The following is a 16,171-nucleotide window of genomic DNA, read 5'->3' on the forward strand; positions in this document are numbered from 1 at the left end:
GCACAAACCACGAAGCACAAACCGCGAAGCACAAACCGCGAAACCGAAGAGCCGCGAAGTCGAGAGCCTTGAGGAGTCGAGGGCCTTGAGGAGCCGTGAAGCCGAGCCGCCAAGGCTCAACTCTCCGCCCCGCACCCACCCGTCCCCAGCCACCCCGCCAGCTTGCCGCCCTGACCCACCGCCCGCAGCCGCTGCTCGGCCGCGTCCCGGACGGGATCGGTGGCCACCACGAGCAGCTCGTCGCCGCGCCGCAGCACGGTCGTGGGAAGCGGAACGAACGATTCTCCACCGCGGACGACCAGCGTGACGGCGGCCCCCGCGGGCAGCCGCAGCTCGTTGATCTCGACGCCGTGCATCTTCGACCCCTCCGGGATCGCGACGGACAGCAGATGTCCGCGCAACCGCTCCAGGGGCGCCGACTCGATCCCCAGGTCGGCGGTCTCCGAGGGGGCCTTGGAGACGCCCAGCTTCCGGGCCAGCCAGGGGAGCGTGGGCCCCTGGACGAGGGTGTAGACGACGACAAGTACGAACACGATGTTGAAGATGCGACGGCTTTCCTCGACGCCGCTCACCATCGGGATCGTGGCCAGGATGATGGGCACCGCGCCGCGCAGCCCGGCCCACGACATCAGGGCCTGCTCCTGCCAGCGCATGCGGAACGGCGCCAGCGCCGCCACGACGCTCAGCGGTCGCGCGACCATGGTCAGCACCAGCCCGATGACGAGCGCGGGCCAGATGTCGTCGCCCATCTCGTGCGGCGTGACCAGCAGCCCGAGCAGCACGAACATGCCGATCTGGGCGATCCAGCCGAGCCCGTCGGCGAAGCCGCGCGTGGCGGGCCAGTGCGGCAGCTTCGCGTTGCCCAGCACCATCGAGGCCAGGTACACGGCGAGGAAGCCGCTGCCGTGGGCCAGCGCCCCGGCCGCGTACGCCGTGACCGCGATCGCCATCACCGCGATCGGGTAGAGGCCGGAGGCGGGCAGCGCCACATGCCGCAGTCCGTACGCTCCCAGGAAGCCCACCGCGAGGCCGATGGCCGCTCCGATGGTCAGCTCCAGCGCTATTTCGCCGAGCAGGTGGTACCAGTGCTCCACCGGTCCTGCCATGGAGAACGAGACGACGAGGATGACCACCGGGGCGTCGTTGAAGCCCGACTCGGCCTCCAGGATGCCGGTCACGCGCGCGGGGAGGGGCACTTTCCGCAGCACGGAGAAGACCGCCGCTGCGTCCGTCGAGGACACCACCGCGCCGATGATGAGCGCCTGCCGCCACTCCAGCCCGATCAAGTAGTGGGCCGCTGTCGCGGTGATGCCGACGCTCACCGAGACGCCCACCAGCGCCAGTGAGGAGGCAGCCGGCAGCCCGGGCTTGATCTCCTTCCACTTCGTGCCGAGGCCGCCCTCGGCCAGGATCACGACCAGGGCCGCGTACCCGATGACCTGGGTCAGTTCGGCGTTGTCGAAGTGGATGTCGCCGATGCCGTCCTGGCCCATGGCGACGCCGATGCCCAGGTACACGAGCAGGCTGGGGAGCCCGCTGCGCGACGAGATCCGAACCGCTGCCACCGCGACGAGCAGAACGAGCGAGCATACGAGCAGGAGCTGGTTGAGGTGGTGGACAGTCAGCGGCTGTTCCCTTCTCGCCGTTCCGGGTGGATCACTTTGACCAGTTGGACCGCTTCGATCGGCTGGATCACCTTGTCGAGTGCAATCGTGGCCGGTTCAGCCGGCTCGATGGTTCAACTACTTCGTTACCTTACCTAACTCTTGACGCTTTCTTGACACTCGGCAAGGCAAGATCGAACTCCCGTCCGCCCGGGTTCCCGACTCCGCGTCAAGCCCGCGTTGGCCCTGCGCCTATGGTTGCTCCAGCGCTCAGTCAAATGGACAAGCCCGCCTGCCGCTCGCGTGAGGACAGCAAGGACAGCGATGCCCCCCAACACCACCGCATCTTCCGGTCAAAAGCCCGGCAAGTCCGGCAGGAAGAAGGGGCGCAGAGCCCGTCTGATCCTGATCGTCCTGGTTCTGGCCATCATCGGCGGCATCGCCTACGGGTCGTTCTGGAGCATCAGCACCGTCCGCGCCTCCTTCCCCCAGACCAAGGGTTCCATCACGCTCGACGGTCTGTCGGGCCCCGTGGACGTGAAGCGTGACGGTTACGGGATCCCGCAGATCTACGCCTCGACCGACGCGGACCTGTTCATGGCGCAGGGCTACGTCCAGGCGCAGGACCGGTTCTACGAGATGGACGTACGCCGTCACATGACGGCCGGCAAGCTCTCCGAGATGTTCGGCGAGAGCCAGGTCGACGAGGACGAGTTCCTGCGCACGCTCGGCTGGGACCGGGTCGCGGAGAAGGAGTACGAGACCAAGCTCTCCGCGGAGACGAAGAAGTACCTGCAGGCATACGCCAAGGGGGTCAACGCGTACCTGAAGGGCAAGGACGGCGCGGACATCTCCCTGGAGTACGCGGCCCTCGGTTTCCGCAACGACTACAAGCCCAAGGAGTGGACCCCGGTCGACTCGGTGGCCTGGCTCAAGGCGATGGCCTGGGACCTGCGCGGCAACATGCAGGACGAGATCGACCGCTCCCTGATGACCAGCCGCCTGGGACCGAAGCAGATCGCCGACCTGTACCCGCAGTACCCGTACGACCGGAACAAGCCGATCGTGCAGGAGGGCCAGTACGACAGCGTCACCGGGGAGTACCGGCAGGGCAGCGACACCAGTACCGGTACCGGCGGTACGCAGTCCTCGGCGGGCACCGGGCTTGCGAACAACACCGAGGCCCCCTCCGGGCTGCAGGGCCAGCTGTCGGGCCTCTACAAGGTGCTCGACGACGTCCCTGAGGCCGTCGGCGTGAACGGCAACGGCATCGGTTCGAACTCCTGGGTCGTCAAGGGCACCCACACCATCACCGGCAAGCCGCTGCTCGCCAACGACCCGCACCTGTCGCCCTCGCTGCCGTCCGTCTGGTACCAGATGGGCCTGCACTGCAAGAGCGTCTCCGAGAAGTGCCAGTACGACGTCTCCGGGTACACCTTCGCGGGCATGCCGGGCGTGGTCATCGGCCACAACCAGAGCATCGCCTGGGGCATGACCAACTCCGGGGCCGACGTCACCGACCTGTACCTGGAGAAGCTCACCGGGAACGGCTACGAGTACGACGACAAGGTGAAGGCCTTCACCACCCGCGAGGAGAAGATCAACGTCGCGGGCGGCGACTCCAAGACCATCGTCGTCCGGGAGACCAACAACGGACCGCTGCTGTCCGACCGCAACGACGAGCTCGTGAAGGTCGGCAAGAAGGCCACCGTCGACAGCGCGGCACCCGACCGCGGCGACGGCTACGGCATCTCCCTGCGCTGGACCGCCCTGGACCCCGGCAACTCGATGGACGCCGTGTTCGCGATGAACAAGGCCACCGACTGGACGGAGTTCCGCAAGGCGGCCACGCTCTTCGACGTGCCCTCGCAGAACCTCACCTACGCGGACACCGACGACAACATCGGCTACCAGCTGCCCGGCAGGATCCCGATCCGCGGTGAGGGCGACGGCTCGCTCCCCTCGCCCGGCTGGGACTCCAAGTACCGCTGGACCGGCTACATCAAGCAGGCCGAGCTGCCCTACGAGTACAACCCGAAGCGCGGCTACATCGTGACCGCCAACCAGGCCGTCGTCGACAAGGACAAGTACCCCTACACGCTCACCACGGACTGGGGCTACGGAACGCGCAGCCAGCGGATCGCCGACCTCATCGAGTCGAAGATCAAGGGCGGCGGCAAGATCTCGACCGACGACATGCGCCAGATGCAGCTCGACAACAGCAGCGAGATCGCCAAGCTCCTGGTGCCCAAGCTGCTCAAGATCGACGTGGCCGACAAGAACGTCCGTGAGGCGCAGAAGCTCCTGGAGGGCTGGAACTACACCCAGGACGCCGACTCGGCCGCGGCGGCGTACTTCAACGCGACCTGGCGCAACATCCTCAAGCTCGCCTTCGGCAACAAGCTGCCCAAGGAGCTGCGGGTCGAGGACCAGTGCCTGAGCGTCGAGCCGGTGGACTCCACGGGGCCCGCCGACGAGGACCGGCGGGTGCGCGAGTGCGGTCAGCGCGAGGCCGACAGCGCGCAGCCGGACGGCGGCGACCGCTGGTTCGAGGTGGTCCGCAAGATCCTCGACGACGAGGACAACGACTGGTGGTCGGCGCCCGCGACGCGCACCGACCCGGCCGTCGACACCCGTGACGAGCTCTTCAAGCGGGCCCTCACGGACGCCCGCTGGGAGCTGACCGCCAAGCTGGGCAAGGGCATCGACACCTGGAGCTGGGGCCGCCTGCACCGGCTCTACCTGAAGAACCAGACCCTGGGCCTCGAAGGTCCCGGATTCCTGAAGTACATGCTCAACCGCGGCCCGTACAACATGAGCGGCGGCGAGGCGGCGGTCAACGCCACCGGCTGGAACGCCGCGGGCGGCTACACCGTGGTCTGGGTGCCGTCGATGCGCATGGTGGTGAACCTGGAGGACTTCGACAAGTCGAAGTGGATCAACCTCACCGGTGCCTCCGGGCACGCCTACAGCGCCCACTACGTCGACCAGACGGGCAAGTGGATCGACGGCGAGCTGCTGCCCTGGGTCTCCACGGAGCGGGCGGTCGACGCGAAGACGTCGGACACGCTGGTCCTGAAGCCCTGAGCACCACGTGAGAACGGCCCTCCACGCGCGCGTGGAGGGCCGTTTCGCGCATCGGGGCCCCTGGGGGGGCGATCGGCCTCTACGGAGAGGGCCGGCGGAAGCGGTGCACTCCCGAAGGGGTCACCACCGCGTGCACCGGCCGGTCGTGCGGCTCCTCGGGGACGAGATCGACCACTTCGGAGTCGTACAGCAGCACCACCAGGGCCGGATCCGCGCCCGCCCGGTCGAGTCGCGCCAGGACCCGGTCGTACGATCCGCCGCCGCGGCCGAGCCGCATCCCGCGCGCGTCGACGGCCAGGCCCGGCAGGAGCACGGTGTCGGCCGTGAGCACGGCGTCCGGGCCCAGACGCTCGCCCGCGGGCTCCAGGAGGGCCATCTTTCCCCGGTGCTGTACGGAGACGAGCGAGCCCTCTCCGGCGTACGCGCCCCAGTCCAGGTCGTTGTCCGCGAGCAGCGCCGGGAGCAGGACGCGCACGCCGCGCGCGTGGAGTGCGTCGAGGAGCGCACGGGTGCCCGGTTCGCTCCCCACGGACACGTAAGCTGCCACCGTGCGCGCGTGCGCCAGTTCGGGCAGCTCCAGGGCGCGGGCGGCGAGTGAGGCCCCGGTCTCCCGCACGTCATCGGCCGTATACCGGCTTCTCACCGTGAGGAACTCTCGCCGCAACACTCGCTTGCCAGACTCCGGTTCGGGTCCCAGGTGGCTCATAGGCTTGTTCCGTACCCTTCATAATGCGCTCATATGAGAGCGAATTAACCGGAGCCACAGATTCCATACAAAGGCACCGGATATGGTGTCGGGCATGACTCAGGCACACCCCAGGATCAGCAAGGCTGTCATCCCCGCAGCAGGCCTCGGAACCCGGTTCCTGCCGGCCACCAAGGCCACTCCCAAGGAGATGCTGCCGGTCGTCGACAAGCCGGCGATCCAGTACGTGGTCGAGGAGGCCGCGTCCGCGGGCCTCGATGACGTCCTCATGATCACGGGCCGCAACAAGCGCCCCCTCGAGGACCACTTCGACCGCAACTACGAGCTGGAATCGGCCCTTCAGAAGAAGGGCGACGCCGACCGGCTCGCCAAGGTGCAGGAGTCCAGCGACCTCGCCACCATGCACTACGTCCGCCAGGGCGACCCCAAGGGCCTCGGCCACGCCGTGCTCTGCGCCGCCCCGCACGTCGGCCACGAGCCCTTCGCGGTGCTCCTCGGCGACGACCTGATCGACCCGCGCGACCCGCTGCTCAAGCGCATGGTCGACGTCCAGGAGCAGTACGGCGGCAGCGTGATCGCCCTCATGGAGGTCGCCCCCGAGCAGATCCACCTCTACGGCTGCGCGGCCGTCGACGCCACCGACGACAGTGACGTCGTCAAGGTCCACGACCTGGTCGAGAAGCCGGCCGCCGCCGACGCCCCGAGCAACTACGCGATCATCGGCCGGTACGTCCTCGACCCGCACGTCTTCGACATACTGCGAAAGACCGAGCCGGGCCGCGGCGGCGAGATCCAGCTCACCGACGCCCTCCAGCAGCTCGCCGCCGACGAGAAGGTCGGCGGCCCGGTGCACGGCGTGATCTTCAAGGGCCGCCGCTATGACACCGGTGACCGGGGCGACTATCTGCGTGCCATTGTCCGACTCGCGTGCGAACGTGAAGACCTGGGCCCGGACTTCCGGACCTGGCTTCGCAGTTACGTCACCGAGGAGATGTAAACAACTTGAGCAGCGCCGCGACCCGCGTCACCGGCCAGGACCACCTCTGGTCGGTGTCCGAGCACCTGGAGGACATCCTCGCGACCGTCCGCCCCCTCGAAGCCATCGAGCTGCAGCTCCTCGACGCCCAGGGCTGCGTCCTGGTCGAGGACGTCACGGTGCCGGTCTCCCTGCCGCCGTTCGACAACAGCTCGATGGACGGGTACGCGGTCCGGGTCGCCGATGTCGCGGGCGCGAGCGAGGAGTACCCGGCCGTGCTCACGGTCGTCGGTGACGTGGCGGCGGGCGAGTCCGAGCTGCTCCACGTGGGACCCGGCCAGGCCGCCCGCATCATGACGGGCGCCCCGCTGCCGCCCGGCGCCGAGGCCGTCGTCCCCGTGGAGTGGACCGACGGCGGCCTCGGCGAGGGCCCCGTCTCCGGGATGCGCGCCCGCAGCGCGTCCCCCGAGGGCGCCTCCGGCCAGGTCCACGTCCACCGCTCGGCATCGGCACGCGCGCACGTGCGTGCCAAGGGCAGCGACGTGAAGGCCGGCGACCGAGCCCTCTCCGCGGGCACCGTCCTCGGCCCGCCGCAGATCGGCCTGCTCGCCGCGATCGGCCGGGGCACCGTCCGGGTGCGCCCGCGCCCGCGCGTGGTCGTCATGTCCACCGGCAGCGAACTGGTCCAGCCCGACGAGCAGTTGGGAACCGGCCAGATCTACGACTCCAACAGCTTCGCGCTGTGCGCCGCCGCCCGGGACGCCGGCGCGATCGCCTACCGCGTGGGCGCGGTCGCCGACGACGCCGAGACACTCCGTGCCACCATCGAGGACCAGCTCATCCGCGCCGACCTCGTGGTCACCACGGGCGGCGTCAGCGTCGGCGCGTACGACGTCGTCAAGGAGGCCCTGTCCTCGGTCGGCGACGAGGACGAGGCGGGCAGCGGCATCGAGTTCCGCAAGCTCGCCATGCAGCCCGGCAAGCCCCAGGGCTTCGGCTCCATCGGCCCCGACCACACCCCGCTGCTCGCGCTCCCGGGCAACCCCGTGTCGTCGTACGTGTCCTTCGAGCTGTTCGTGCGCCCCGCGATCCGCACCCTGATGGGTGTCGACGACATCCACCGGTCCACGACCAGGGCGACCCTCCGTACGGACAAGGCGCTCACCTCGCCCGCCGGACGCCGTCAATTCCTGCGCGGACGGTACGCGGACGGGGAGGTCACCCCCGTCGGCGGCGCCGGATCCCACCTGATCGCGGCCCTCGCGCACGCGAACGCGCTGATCGTCGTCCCCGAGTCCGACGAGTCCGTGGAGCCCGGCACCGAGGTCGACGTGGTCCTCCTCGGCTGAAGGCCCCGACTTGGGGGTACCGTGTCGCGCACAACAGGCCCGACCGGGAGCGCCCCAGCCATCATGAGTACGCAGGACCGACTGACCCACATCGACGAGGCGGGTGCCGCCCGCATGGTGGATGTGTCCGAGAAGGACGTGACCGCCCGCACGGCACGCGCGAGCGGTCGCGTCCTCGTCTCGCCCCGCGTGATCGAGCTGCTGCGCGGCGAGGGAGTGCCCAAGGGCGACGCCCTCGCCACCGCGCGCATCGCGGGCATCATGGGCGCCAAGCGCACACCGGATCTGATCCCGCTCTGCCATCCGTTGTCGGTATCGGGTGTCAAGCTTGATCTGTCGGTCGCGGACGACGCCGTCGAGATCCTGGCCACCGTGAAGACCACCGACCGCACGGGCGTCGAGATGGAGGCCCTCACCGCGGTCAGCGTCGCGGCTCTCACCGTGATCGACATGGTCAAGGCGGTAGACAAGGGGGCGGTCATCACGGACGTGCGCGTGGAGGAGAAGACGGGCGGCAAGTCGGGCGACTGGAGCAGGGCATGACCGCGGGACCGACGGGACCCGCGGCACCGGTCGAGCCGCCGATCGGAGGCGCGCTGCTCGCTCCGTACAGCGCCCTCGTCGTGACGGCCTCCAACCGCGCGGCGGCGGGTGTCTACGAGGACCGGGGCGGGCCCCTGATCGCGGAGGGGCTCCTGAAGTTCGGCTTCGCGGTCGACGGTCCGTGGGTGGTCCCTGACGGGGACCCCGTGGAGAGCGCCCTGCGGGTGGGCGTCCGGGCCGGGTACGACGTCATCGTGACCACCGGCGGCACGGGCATCTCACCCACCGACGGCACCCCGGAGGCCACGCGGAAGGTGATCACGTACGAGGTGCCGGGCATTCCCGAGGCCATCAGGGCGTTCGGAAGGGAGAAGGTGCCCACTGCGGCGCTCTCCCGGGGGCTCGCCGGGGTCGCGCAGGGCACACTGATCGTGAACCTTCCGGGTTCCACCGGCGGGGTGCGGGACGGACTGGCCGTCCTCGAACCCCTCCTGATCCACGCCGTCGACCAGATCCGCGGCGGCGACCACCCCAGACCCAGCGGCAGTGGGGGTGTGAGCTGAACAGCCCATCCTGGCCGGTCGAGCTGGTGGACGGCGATGTGGTCCTCCGGCCCATAAAGCTGCGCGACCAGCGGGCCTGGCGCGATGTGAACCGCCGTAACCGGGACTGGCTGCGCCCCTGGGAGGCGACCATCCCGCCGCCCACACCCAGCGGGCCGATCGCCCACCGGCCGACCTATCGCCAGATGGTCCGGCATCTGCGCGCCGAGGCGAACTCGGGGCGGATGCTGCCGTTCGTCATCGAGTACCAGGGGCGGCTCGTCGGTCAGTTGACCGTCGCCGGAATCACCTGGGGCTCGATGTGCTCGGGCCATATCGGCTACTGGGTGGACGAGGCGGTCGCCGGTCGCGGAGTGATGCCGACGGCCGTGGCGCTTGTGTCCGACCACTGCTTCCGAACCGTTGGTCTGCACCGCATCGAGGTCTGTATTCGGCCCGAGAACGGGCCGAGCCGACGGGTCGTGGAGAAACTCGGATTCCGTGACGAAGGCCTTCGTCCACGTTATCTCCACATCGACGGCGCCTGGCGTGACCACCTCGTCTTCGCGCTCACGGCCGAAGAGGTGCCCGAAGGACTGCTGGCCCGCTGGCGCCGGACACGCTCGCGGAACACGTCCGAAAACTCACCGCGGGACACGCCTCGGAACACCGCGTAAATGAAATGGGTGTTCGAAAATGATCGGCGATCGACCATCCTCGGGCATTAATTTCGCGCCCCTGGCGGCCTGCTGATCGCATCGGTCACAAAAAAAGCTCGAAATATCAGCCAGATCGTGCGACACACCGGCTCAATTGGCAGATGGCCTCACGCAAACCCCTCTACCGTGTGAGGCGTGAGCAGCAGCGGCCTCATCTACGCAGTCATTGTCGGGGCCTGGGCCGCCTACTTGGTGCCTATGTGGCTCCGTAGGCAGGACGAGCTGAATGAGGCCCGTCCGACGGAACGCTTCAGCACCGCCATCCGGCTTCTGTCCGGCCGGGCGGGCATGGAGCGCCGGTACGCCAAGGACCTGCGGGCGCGCTCCGCCGAAGAGGGGGAGCACCACGCCGACCCGGACGGCGTCACCGACTCGGTGGACGTCCGGGCCTTCGCCATGCCTCCGACGCGTCGCGAGGCACGGGCCGACGTCGACGACGTACGGGATGCACGAGACGTGCGTGACGGACGTGACGGACGGGACGTGCGGGACGAAGCGCGGTCCGAGGGGCAGGCGCAGGCGCAGCCCGCTTCGAAGCAGGCGCCCAAGCAGGCGTCGAAACACGCACCGCAGCAGCACGCATCGCAGCATGCGGCGCGGCAGGCGTCGAGACAGGTGTCCGCGACGGTGCCGAAGCCCGGCTCCCCGGCCGGCGCCGCCCACCCCGCGGCGAAATCCGGCCGTGCGGCGGACGGGCGGCCGGTGCCCCGGCAGGGCGCCAAGCCGTCGTCGAACGGAGCGTCGGCGTCGTCCGTGTCCGCCGCGTCGTCTCCCGCGAGGCGGGCCGCGGCTGCGGAGGCCGCGGCGCGCGCCCGGCGCTCGAAGGTGCTCGCGCGCCGACGGCGTACGACGGTGATGCTCTTCATGGCCTTCACGCTCGGCGCGATCGTCGCGGCGGTCGGCGGACTCGCGTTCCTGTGGGCGCCCGGCGTGCCCGCGGTGATGCTGAGCGTCTACATCGCCTATCTGCGCTCCCAGGAGCGGCGGCGCTTCACCTACGTGATGGACCGCAGGCGGGCCGAGGTCGCGGCGCAGCGCCTGCGGGAGCGGCAGCCCAGGCGTCGGCCGCCCACCGACCCGGGTGCCGCGGACGAGCCGGAGGACGGACCCGAGGCCGACACCGATCCCGGTCTGTCCGCGCTCGCCGCCGACCGCCGTGCCCTCGTCGAGCAGACCGACCACGCCGAGTGGGTCGACCAGCAGCGTGAGCGGCGGAGCGGCCCCTCCGGTGGCGACAGCTGGGACCCCGTCCCGGTGCCGCTGCCGACGTACGTGACGGCCCCGGTCGCCCCGCGCGCCACGTCCGACGTCGACCTGGGCGGCCCCGACGCCTGGAGCTCGGCCCGGTCCAGCACGGTCGAACCGAACGCCGACTGTTCGACGGCCGAGGCGGGGGAGGAGCTCGGCGAGTCCTACGTGGACGACTCGGACGATGGGGAAGACGCGTCGGACAGCGCCGCGGACGCCCGGCGCGCGGCCTCGGCCCGGCGCGCCCGCGAACGAGGCCGCACGCCCCTCTTCGACCAGTACGAGGACGGCGACCGGCCACGCGCGGCCAACGAGTGACGACGCCTCAGAACTCCCGTCGCGGGCCTGCTCCTGACCAGCGGGTGAGGGCCCGGGAACGGATTTCCAAGCACCCTGACCGGGATGCTAGAGTTTCACTCGTTGCAAGGGCCTGTGGCGCAGTCTGGTAGCGCACCTCGTTCGCATCGAGGGGGTCTGGGGTTCAAATCCCCACAGGTCCACGCACAGATCAAAGCCCCTGCCGGGGAGATCCGGCAGGGGCTTTGGCGTGCCGTGCGGCGGTGAGGTGCGGCGACTGGAGTTGGGTTCGTCACGCGTCGATGAGTGCGGGTGCGAGCTCTCGCCACGGGGTGGTCGGTACGTCGAAGGGGGAGTCCATCAGGACCTGGACGCAGACGTGGTCGGCTCCGGCGGCCAGGTGTTCGCGCACGCGCCTGAGGATCGCCGCTTCGTCGCCCCACGCGATGAGCGCTTCGGCGAGCCTGTCGGAGCCGCCGCGTACGAGGTCGGTCTCGTCGAAGCCACCCCTCAGCCAGTTGTTGCGGTAGTTCGGCAGACCGGTGTAGATGTCCAGGTGCGCGTGGGCCCGGCGCAGCGCTGTCTCGCGGTCCGAGGTGAGTACGGCGCCCATCTCGACGGCCACGAGCTTGTCCGGCCCCAGAGCCGCCCGTACGTCGGCGGTCTGCTGCGGTGTCACCAGATACGGGTGGCTGCCGTCCGCGAGTTCACGGGCCACCTCCAGCATCCGGGGGCCGAGGGCGGCGACCAGGACGGGCGGGCGGGGTTCGTCGGCCTCCGCGGCGTAGAAGGTCGCTCCCGCCATCGCCGTGAGGTACTCGCGCATGGCGGCGACCGGTTTGGTGTAGCTGCCCCCGCGCACCCGCTCCACCAGCGGCCGGTGGCTGACCCCGAGCCCGAGGACGAACCGCCCGCCGTGCGCCGCGGCCAACGTACGGGACGCCGCGTTGGCCGCGACCGCGTCGCGGGCCCAGATGTTGGCGATGCCGGTGGCCACGCGCATGCGCCCGGTGGCGGCCAGCAGCAGCCCAGCCTGGGTGAAGGCCTCCCGGCCGTAGGCTTCGCCGAACCACAGCGTGCCCCAGCCCTGGGCTTCGAGCTCGGCCGCGATCTGCCCGGCCGCCGCCGGAGTGAGCGCGTCCAGGCTCGACGTCCAGATCCCCACGCGCCCGAGTCCTGCTTCTTCGGCCACTGTCATGCCGTACCTCTCCTTGGTCGATGGGTGATGTCGGTCGGACTCCTGCCGGGCGGGTGCTGTGACCGTGCCACTCAAGGTCGTTGAGGCGGGCGTTCGCTCGAGGGCAGGTCGCTCGGCCGCTTGGTTGGCCGCCGCCCTGGACGAGCGCACGCGCCGGCCGCCGCGTTCGCCGTCCGGCCGTGTCCGCTACTTCGCGTTGACCATCTGCAGGTGGTAGCCCGTGACGCGGATGTCCGTGCCGGACGCCGGGACCACGGCCATGGTGATCAGGGAGTTCGTGCGGGTGAGGCCGCTCGTGCTGGTCCGGCCGTCCAGGTAGATGTCCGTGACCGTGGGCAGGTTCTCGATGTCCAGCTGGGTGGCACAGCGGGGGCCCTCGGCCTTCGGCCAGTTCTGGTAGTCGACGCCGAAGTCGTAGAGGGCCAGCGCGCCCCCGTCGGTGGTCTTCAGGCCGTACGCCGTCTCGGCCGCCGTGAAGCCGGGCTCGTACTCGCCGTCGACGCAGCCGTCGTCGAAGGCGGCGCGGTCCGCGTACGACTTCTTCCAGGCCTTCACGGACGCGGTGTTCGCGAAGCTCGCGTCCGCCTTCTTGCCGCCCGTGACGTAGAAGTCCTTGGACAGGTCGCGCAGTTCGTCGAGCTTGACCTTGCCCACCGTGTCCGAGGCCTTGAGGACCGTGACGAAGCCGTCGTCGTCGCGCTTCACGGCCGGCAGCTTGCCGTCGGCCTCGCCGACGGACACCGCCTTCCACTCGGCGCCCTTGTTCTTGCTCTTCTCGTAGTCCTTCACGTGCTCGAAGACCAGGAGACGGCGGCGGTCCTTCTCGATGTCCTCGCCGGTGACCCGGGTGTCGACCATGAAGACCTGCGGCGAACCCTTGCGGGGGATGTAGAAGCGGGCGCCCTCGACCGGGTAGTGGAAGGGCGTCTTGAAACTCGCCTGCTCCTTCTTCGGCAGGGCCTTGAACTGCGTGAACGTCGCCTGGCTCTGCTGGAGCAGCGCGCCGCCCTCCACCTCGGCCGTCCTGTCCGGGGCCTGTGTGGCGTTGGCCGCGTTGTTGACCTTCGCGTAGTTGAGCAGGACGGCGTGCGCAGACTTGAGGGAGATGACGCCCGCCTCGGCGGAGGAGCCGCCCTTGCCGTCAGCGCCGGACGCCTCGGTTCCGCCGTCGGAGCATGCGGTGAGGGCGAGTGCGAGGGCGGTGACGGGCACGGCGGCTCGCAGAAGTCCGGGCGTGTGGCGGCGCGAGGTCATGGGTCCCCTGTCGTGAATGCTGTGAATGATCACGACAGGCTAGTGGCCCCGCCCGCGCCGGGCGGGCGTCCTCACAGAAGCTTCGCGAAGCAGCGGCTGTCCTCGTGGAAGCGGTAGTGGCCGAACTTGACGCACGGCTCGTATCCGCTGGAGGCGTAGAGGGCGATGGCCTCGGGCTGCTTGTTGCCGGTTTCCAGGACCATGCGGGTGCGGCCTGCCGCGCGGGCGTCGACCTCCAGGGCGGCCAGGATGCGGCGGGCAAGCCCGTTGCCGCGGGCCTCCTCGATCACGTACATCCGCTTCAGCTCGGCGTCGCCGTCCGAGTAGCCCTCGTCGTTCTCGTCCTGGGTGCGCCAGCCGCCCGTGGCAACCGGCCGCTCCTGGGCGTCGTACGCCATCAGGTACAGGCCGATCGGCGGCTCGAACATCGACGGATCGAGCGGGGTGACGTCACCCTCGTCCCCGTAGCGCACGGCGTACTCGGCCTGCACCTGGTCGTTGAGCTTGACTGCGTCGGGGTGGTCGAAGGTGACCCGGCGTATATTCATGCTGAGTATCGTACTTCTATGCGGTGGGTGGGATGGTGGCGTGCGGGGCGTCCGCCCGTCCGCGCGAAGGGCTCGGGCGGGCGCCGTGCACGTACCAGTGTGCCGGTATCGTGCCCGAGTGCTCACTGTGACCTCTGTGAATGTGAACGGGCTCCGGGCCGCCGCCAAGAAGGGCTTCGTGGAGTGGCTGGCGGAGACGTCAGCCGATGTGCTGTGCCTCCAGGAGGTGCGGGCCGAGCCGGAGCAACTCCCGGAGGGTGTACGGCAGCCCGAGGGGTGGCATGTCGTGCACGCGCCCGCCGCCGCGAAGGGGCGGGCCGGTGTCTCCCTCTACACGCGCCGCGAGCCCGACCGCGTCCAGGTCGGCTTCGGGTCCGCCGAGTTCGACGGCAGCGGACGGTACGTCGAGGCCGACCTGCCCGGTGTCACCGTCGCCAGCCTGTACCTGCCCTCCGGCGAGGTCGGCACCGAGCGGCAGGACGAGAAGATCCGGTTCATGGACGAGTTCCTCGCCCACCTGAAGAACCTGCGCGAGCGCGCCGCCGCCGACGGACGCGAGGTCGTCGTCTGCGGCGACTGGAACATCGCCCACCAGCAGGCAGACCTCAAGAACTGGCGCGGCAACCAGAAGAACTCCGGCTTCCTGCCGGAGGAGCGCGAGTGGCTCGGCCGCGTCTTCGACGAGACGGACGGCGGGTACGTGGACGTCGTCCGCGCCCTCCACCCGGACGTGGAGGGGCCGTACTCGTGGTGGTCCTACCGGGGGCGGGCCTTCGACAACGACACCGGATGGAGGATCGACTACCAGGTCGCCACACCCGGTCTCGCGGCCCGGGCCGTCAAGGGGCTCGTGGAGCGGGCGGCCACGCACGACGAGCGGTGGTCCGACCATGCGCCGGTGACGGTTGTGTACGAGTAGTAGTCCTCCAGTAGTCCTCGCTCCCGTGCGACTTCGCGCGGGAGCGACTGCGGGAAACGGGCGCGTACGACGGCTTCGGGGGCGGAAACTCGGGCTCCGGACGCGGTGGTGCGCCGGGCGCCGGTTTTCGAGCGTGTGTGCGGACAGGTGTGCGCGGAAAGGCTCTTCCCCATAGGACGGTACTTACCGGTCGGTCGTAGGGGGACGCGTGCGGGGGCAGGAGTGGCGCGGCCACAACGAGCTGAGCGGTGTCGTTCACGGTCCCAGCGTCCAGGCCGGAGTCGTGCACGGCGACGTCCACATCCGTACCGGTGAGACGGCGGAGCAGCAGTTGCCGTGGCAGCTTCCGCCGGCCGTTCGCCTCACCGACCGCACCGCGGAGGTGGAGCGGCTCGAACGGCACCGGGCTCTCGCCGCACAGCGGGCCCACCCCGCCCTCGCCACCGTGAGCGGCCTCGGCGGAGTCGGCAAGACCGCGCTGGCCCTGGCCTGGCTGCACGGGTTGCGCCCGGACTTCCCCGGCGGCCAGCTGTACGCGGACCTCTGCGCGCAGGCGCCGACCGGCCCCGTCGAACCGGCCCATGTGCTGGGCAGTTTCCTGCGCGGGCTCGGTGTGCCGCCGCAGCAGGTGCCGGAGGGTGCCGCCGACCGGGCCGCGCTGTACCGCTCGCTCACCGCCGACCGCCGGATCGTGGTGCTGCTCGACGACGCGGCGACGGCGGCGCAGGTACGGCCGCTGCTGCCGGGCGGGTCCAACGTCACGCTGGTGACCAGCCGTCGGCGGATGTCCGGGCTGGCCCTCGAAGGCGGCTACCAGGTGCATCTGGAACCGCTCGCCCCCGAAGCGGCGGTCGAACTGCTCGCGGCCACCCTCGCCGACGACCGCGTGGCCAACCAGCCGGACGACGCCCGCGCCCTCGTCGGCCTCTGCGCCGGGCTGCCGCTGGCCGTGCGGGTCGCCGGGGCGCGGCTCGCGGCGCGGCCACAGCGCCGGATCACCACCATGGTCCGGGCCCTGACCGCGGAGCGCGGGCGGCTGGACGCGCTCGCCATCGACGGCGACCACGGTGTACGCGCCGCCCTCGACCTCTCCTACCAGGGGCTGCCCGCGGAAGCCGCCCGGCTCTACCGGCTGCTCGGCGTGCATCCGGGGACGGAGTTCGGGGGAGGGGTCGCGGGGG

General features: G+C 70.2%; 13 protein-coding genes, 1 tRNA gene and 1 pseudogene. 10 read left to right on the forward strand and 5 right to left on the reverse strand.

What is annotated here, in order from left to right:
* Positions 1-116: 116 nt before the first annotated feature.
* Complete coding sequence (locus AOK17_RS30725) at positions 117-1,625, reverse strand: potassium/proton antiporter (RefSeq protein WP_055615842.1); 1,509 nt, start codon at positions 1,623-1,625, stop codon at positions 117-119.
* Between the two features lie 303 nt (positions 1,626-1,928).
* On the opposite strand from AOK17_RS30725, the gene AOK17_RS30730 reads away from it, so the two are divergent.
* Positions 1,929-4,691, forward strand: coding sequence for a penicillin acylase family protein (locus tag AOK17_RS30730; protein WP_055615843.1), 2,763 nt, complete (start codon positions 1,929-1,931; stop codon positions 4,689-4,691).
* 79 nt (positions 4,692-4,770) lie between these two features.
* On the opposite strand, the gene AOK17_RS30735 is transcribed toward AOK17_RS30730, so the two are convergent.
* Positions 4,771-5,397 carry a 5-formyltetrahydrofolate cyclo-ligase gene (locus AOK17_RS30735; RefSeq protein ID WP_055615844.1) on the reverse strand — a complete coding sequence of 209 codons (627 nt, stop codon included), beginning with the start codon at positions 5,395-5,397 and terminating at the stop codon, positions 4,771-4,773.
* Positions 5,398-5,491: 94 nt separating this feature from the next.
* On the opposite strand from AOK17_RS30735, the gene galU reads away from it, so the two are divergent.
* The 7 genes from galU to AOK17_RS30770 all read left to right on the forward strand — a co-directional run bounded on the left by galU (position 5,492) and on the right by AOK17_RS30770 (position 11,274).
* On the forward strand, positions 5,492-6,394 hold the full coding sequence (galU, locus tag AOK17_RS30740) for a UTP--glucose-1-phosphate uridylyltransferase GalU (RefSeq protein ID WP_055615853.1): 903 nt from the start codon (positions 5,492-5,494) through the stop codon (positions 6,392-6,394).
* Positions 6,395-6,399: 5 nt separating this feature from the next.
* The gene (gene glp, locus AOK17_RS30745; RefSeq protein WP_055615845.1) at positions 6,400-7,722 is read left to right on the forward strand and encodes a molybdotransferase-like divisome protein Glp; all 1,323 of its coding nucleotides are present in this window, start codon (positions 6,400-6,402) and stop codon (positions 7,720-7,722) included.
* A 63-nt stretch (positions 7,723-7,785) separates the two neighbouring features.
* Positions 7,786-8,265, forward strand: a complete 480-nt coding sequence (gene moaC, locus AOK17_RS30750; RefSeq protein WP_055615846.1) for a cyclic pyranopterin monophosphate synthase MoaC — start codon at positions 7,786-7,788, stop codon at positions 8,263-8,265.
* A complete protein-coding gene (locus AOK17_RS30755; RefSeq protein ID WP_079053373.1) occupies positions 8,262-8,828 on the forward strand; it encodes a MogA/MoaB family molybdenum cofactor biosynthesis protein in 567 nt (188 codons plus the stop codon). Before moaC ends, AOK17_RS30755 begins: the two co-directional genes overlap by 4 nt.
* Positions 8,825-9,484: a GNAT family N-acetyltransferase gene (locus AOK17_RS30760; protein WP_063997313.1), complete on the forward strand. Its 660-nt coding sequence runs from the start codon at positions 8,825-8,827 to the stop codon at positions 9,482-9,484. The genes AOK17_RS30755 and AOK17_RS30760 overlap by 4 nt, the downstream gene beginning before the upstream one ends.
* A gap of 177 nt (positions 9,485-9,661) precedes the next feature.
* Positions 9,662-11,092 carry a divisome protein SepX/GlpR gene (gene sepX / locus AOK17_RS30765; RefSeq protein WP_055615848.1) on the forward strand — a complete coding sequence of 477 codons (1,431 nt, stop codon included), beginning with the start codon at positions 9,662-9,664 and terminating at the stop codon, positions 11,090-11,092.
* 108 nt (positions 11,093-11,200) lie between these two features.
* Positions 11,201-11,274 (forward strand) — tRNA-Ala (locus AOK17_RS30770).
* 89 nt (positions 11,275-11,363) lie between these two features.
* On the opposite strand, the gene AOK17_RS30775 is transcribed toward AOK17_RS30770, so the two are convergent.
* The 3 genes from AOK17_RS30775 to AOK17_RS30785 form a co-directional block, all read right to left on the reverse strand.
* The gene (locus AOK17_RS30775) at positions 11,364-12,269 is read right to left on the reverse strand and encodes a TIGR03620 family F420-dependent LLM class oxidoreductase (RefSeq protein WP_055615849.1); all 906 of its coding nucleotides are present in this window, start codon (positions 12,267-12,269) and stop codon (positions 11,364-11,366) included.
* Positions 12,270-12,455: 186 nt separating this feature from the next.
* Positions 12,456-13,523, reverse strand: a complete 1,068-nt coding sequence (locus tag AOK17_RS30780; RefSeq protein WP_055615850.1) for a DUF8094 domain-containing protein — start codon at positions 13,521-13,523, stop codon at positions 12,456-12,458.
* Between the two features lie 71 nt (positions 13,524-13,594).
* Complete coding sequence (locus AOK17_RS30785) at positions 13,595-14,071, reverse strand: GNAT family N-acetyltransferase (RefSeq protein ID WP_055615851.1); 477 nt, start codon at positions 14,069-14,071, stop codon at positions 13,595-13,597.
* A 118-nt stretch (positions 14,072-14,189) separates the two neighbouring features.
* Between AOK17_RS30785 and AOK17_RS30790 the strand changes: the two genes are divergently transcribed.
* Both AOK17_RS30790 and AOK17_RS30795 read left to right on the forward strand, forming a co-directional pair.
* Positions 14,190-14,990, forward strand: a complete 801-nt coding sequence (locus AOK17_RS30790) for an exodeoxyribonuclease III (protein ID WP_055615852.1) — start codon at positions 14,190-14,192, stop codon at positions 14,988-14,990.
* Positions 14,991-15,198: 208 nt separating this feature from the next.
* Positions 15,199-16,171, forward strand: a pseudogene (locus AOK17_RS30795) (ATP-binding protein); the annotation flags it as partial.

This window comes from Streptomyces phaeochromogenes (assembly GCF_001418655.1).
In the GTDB taxonomy this organism is placed as follows: domain Bacteria; phylum Actinomycetota; class Actinomycetes; order Streptomycetales; family Streptomycetaceae; genus Streptomyces; species Streptomyces phaeochromogenes.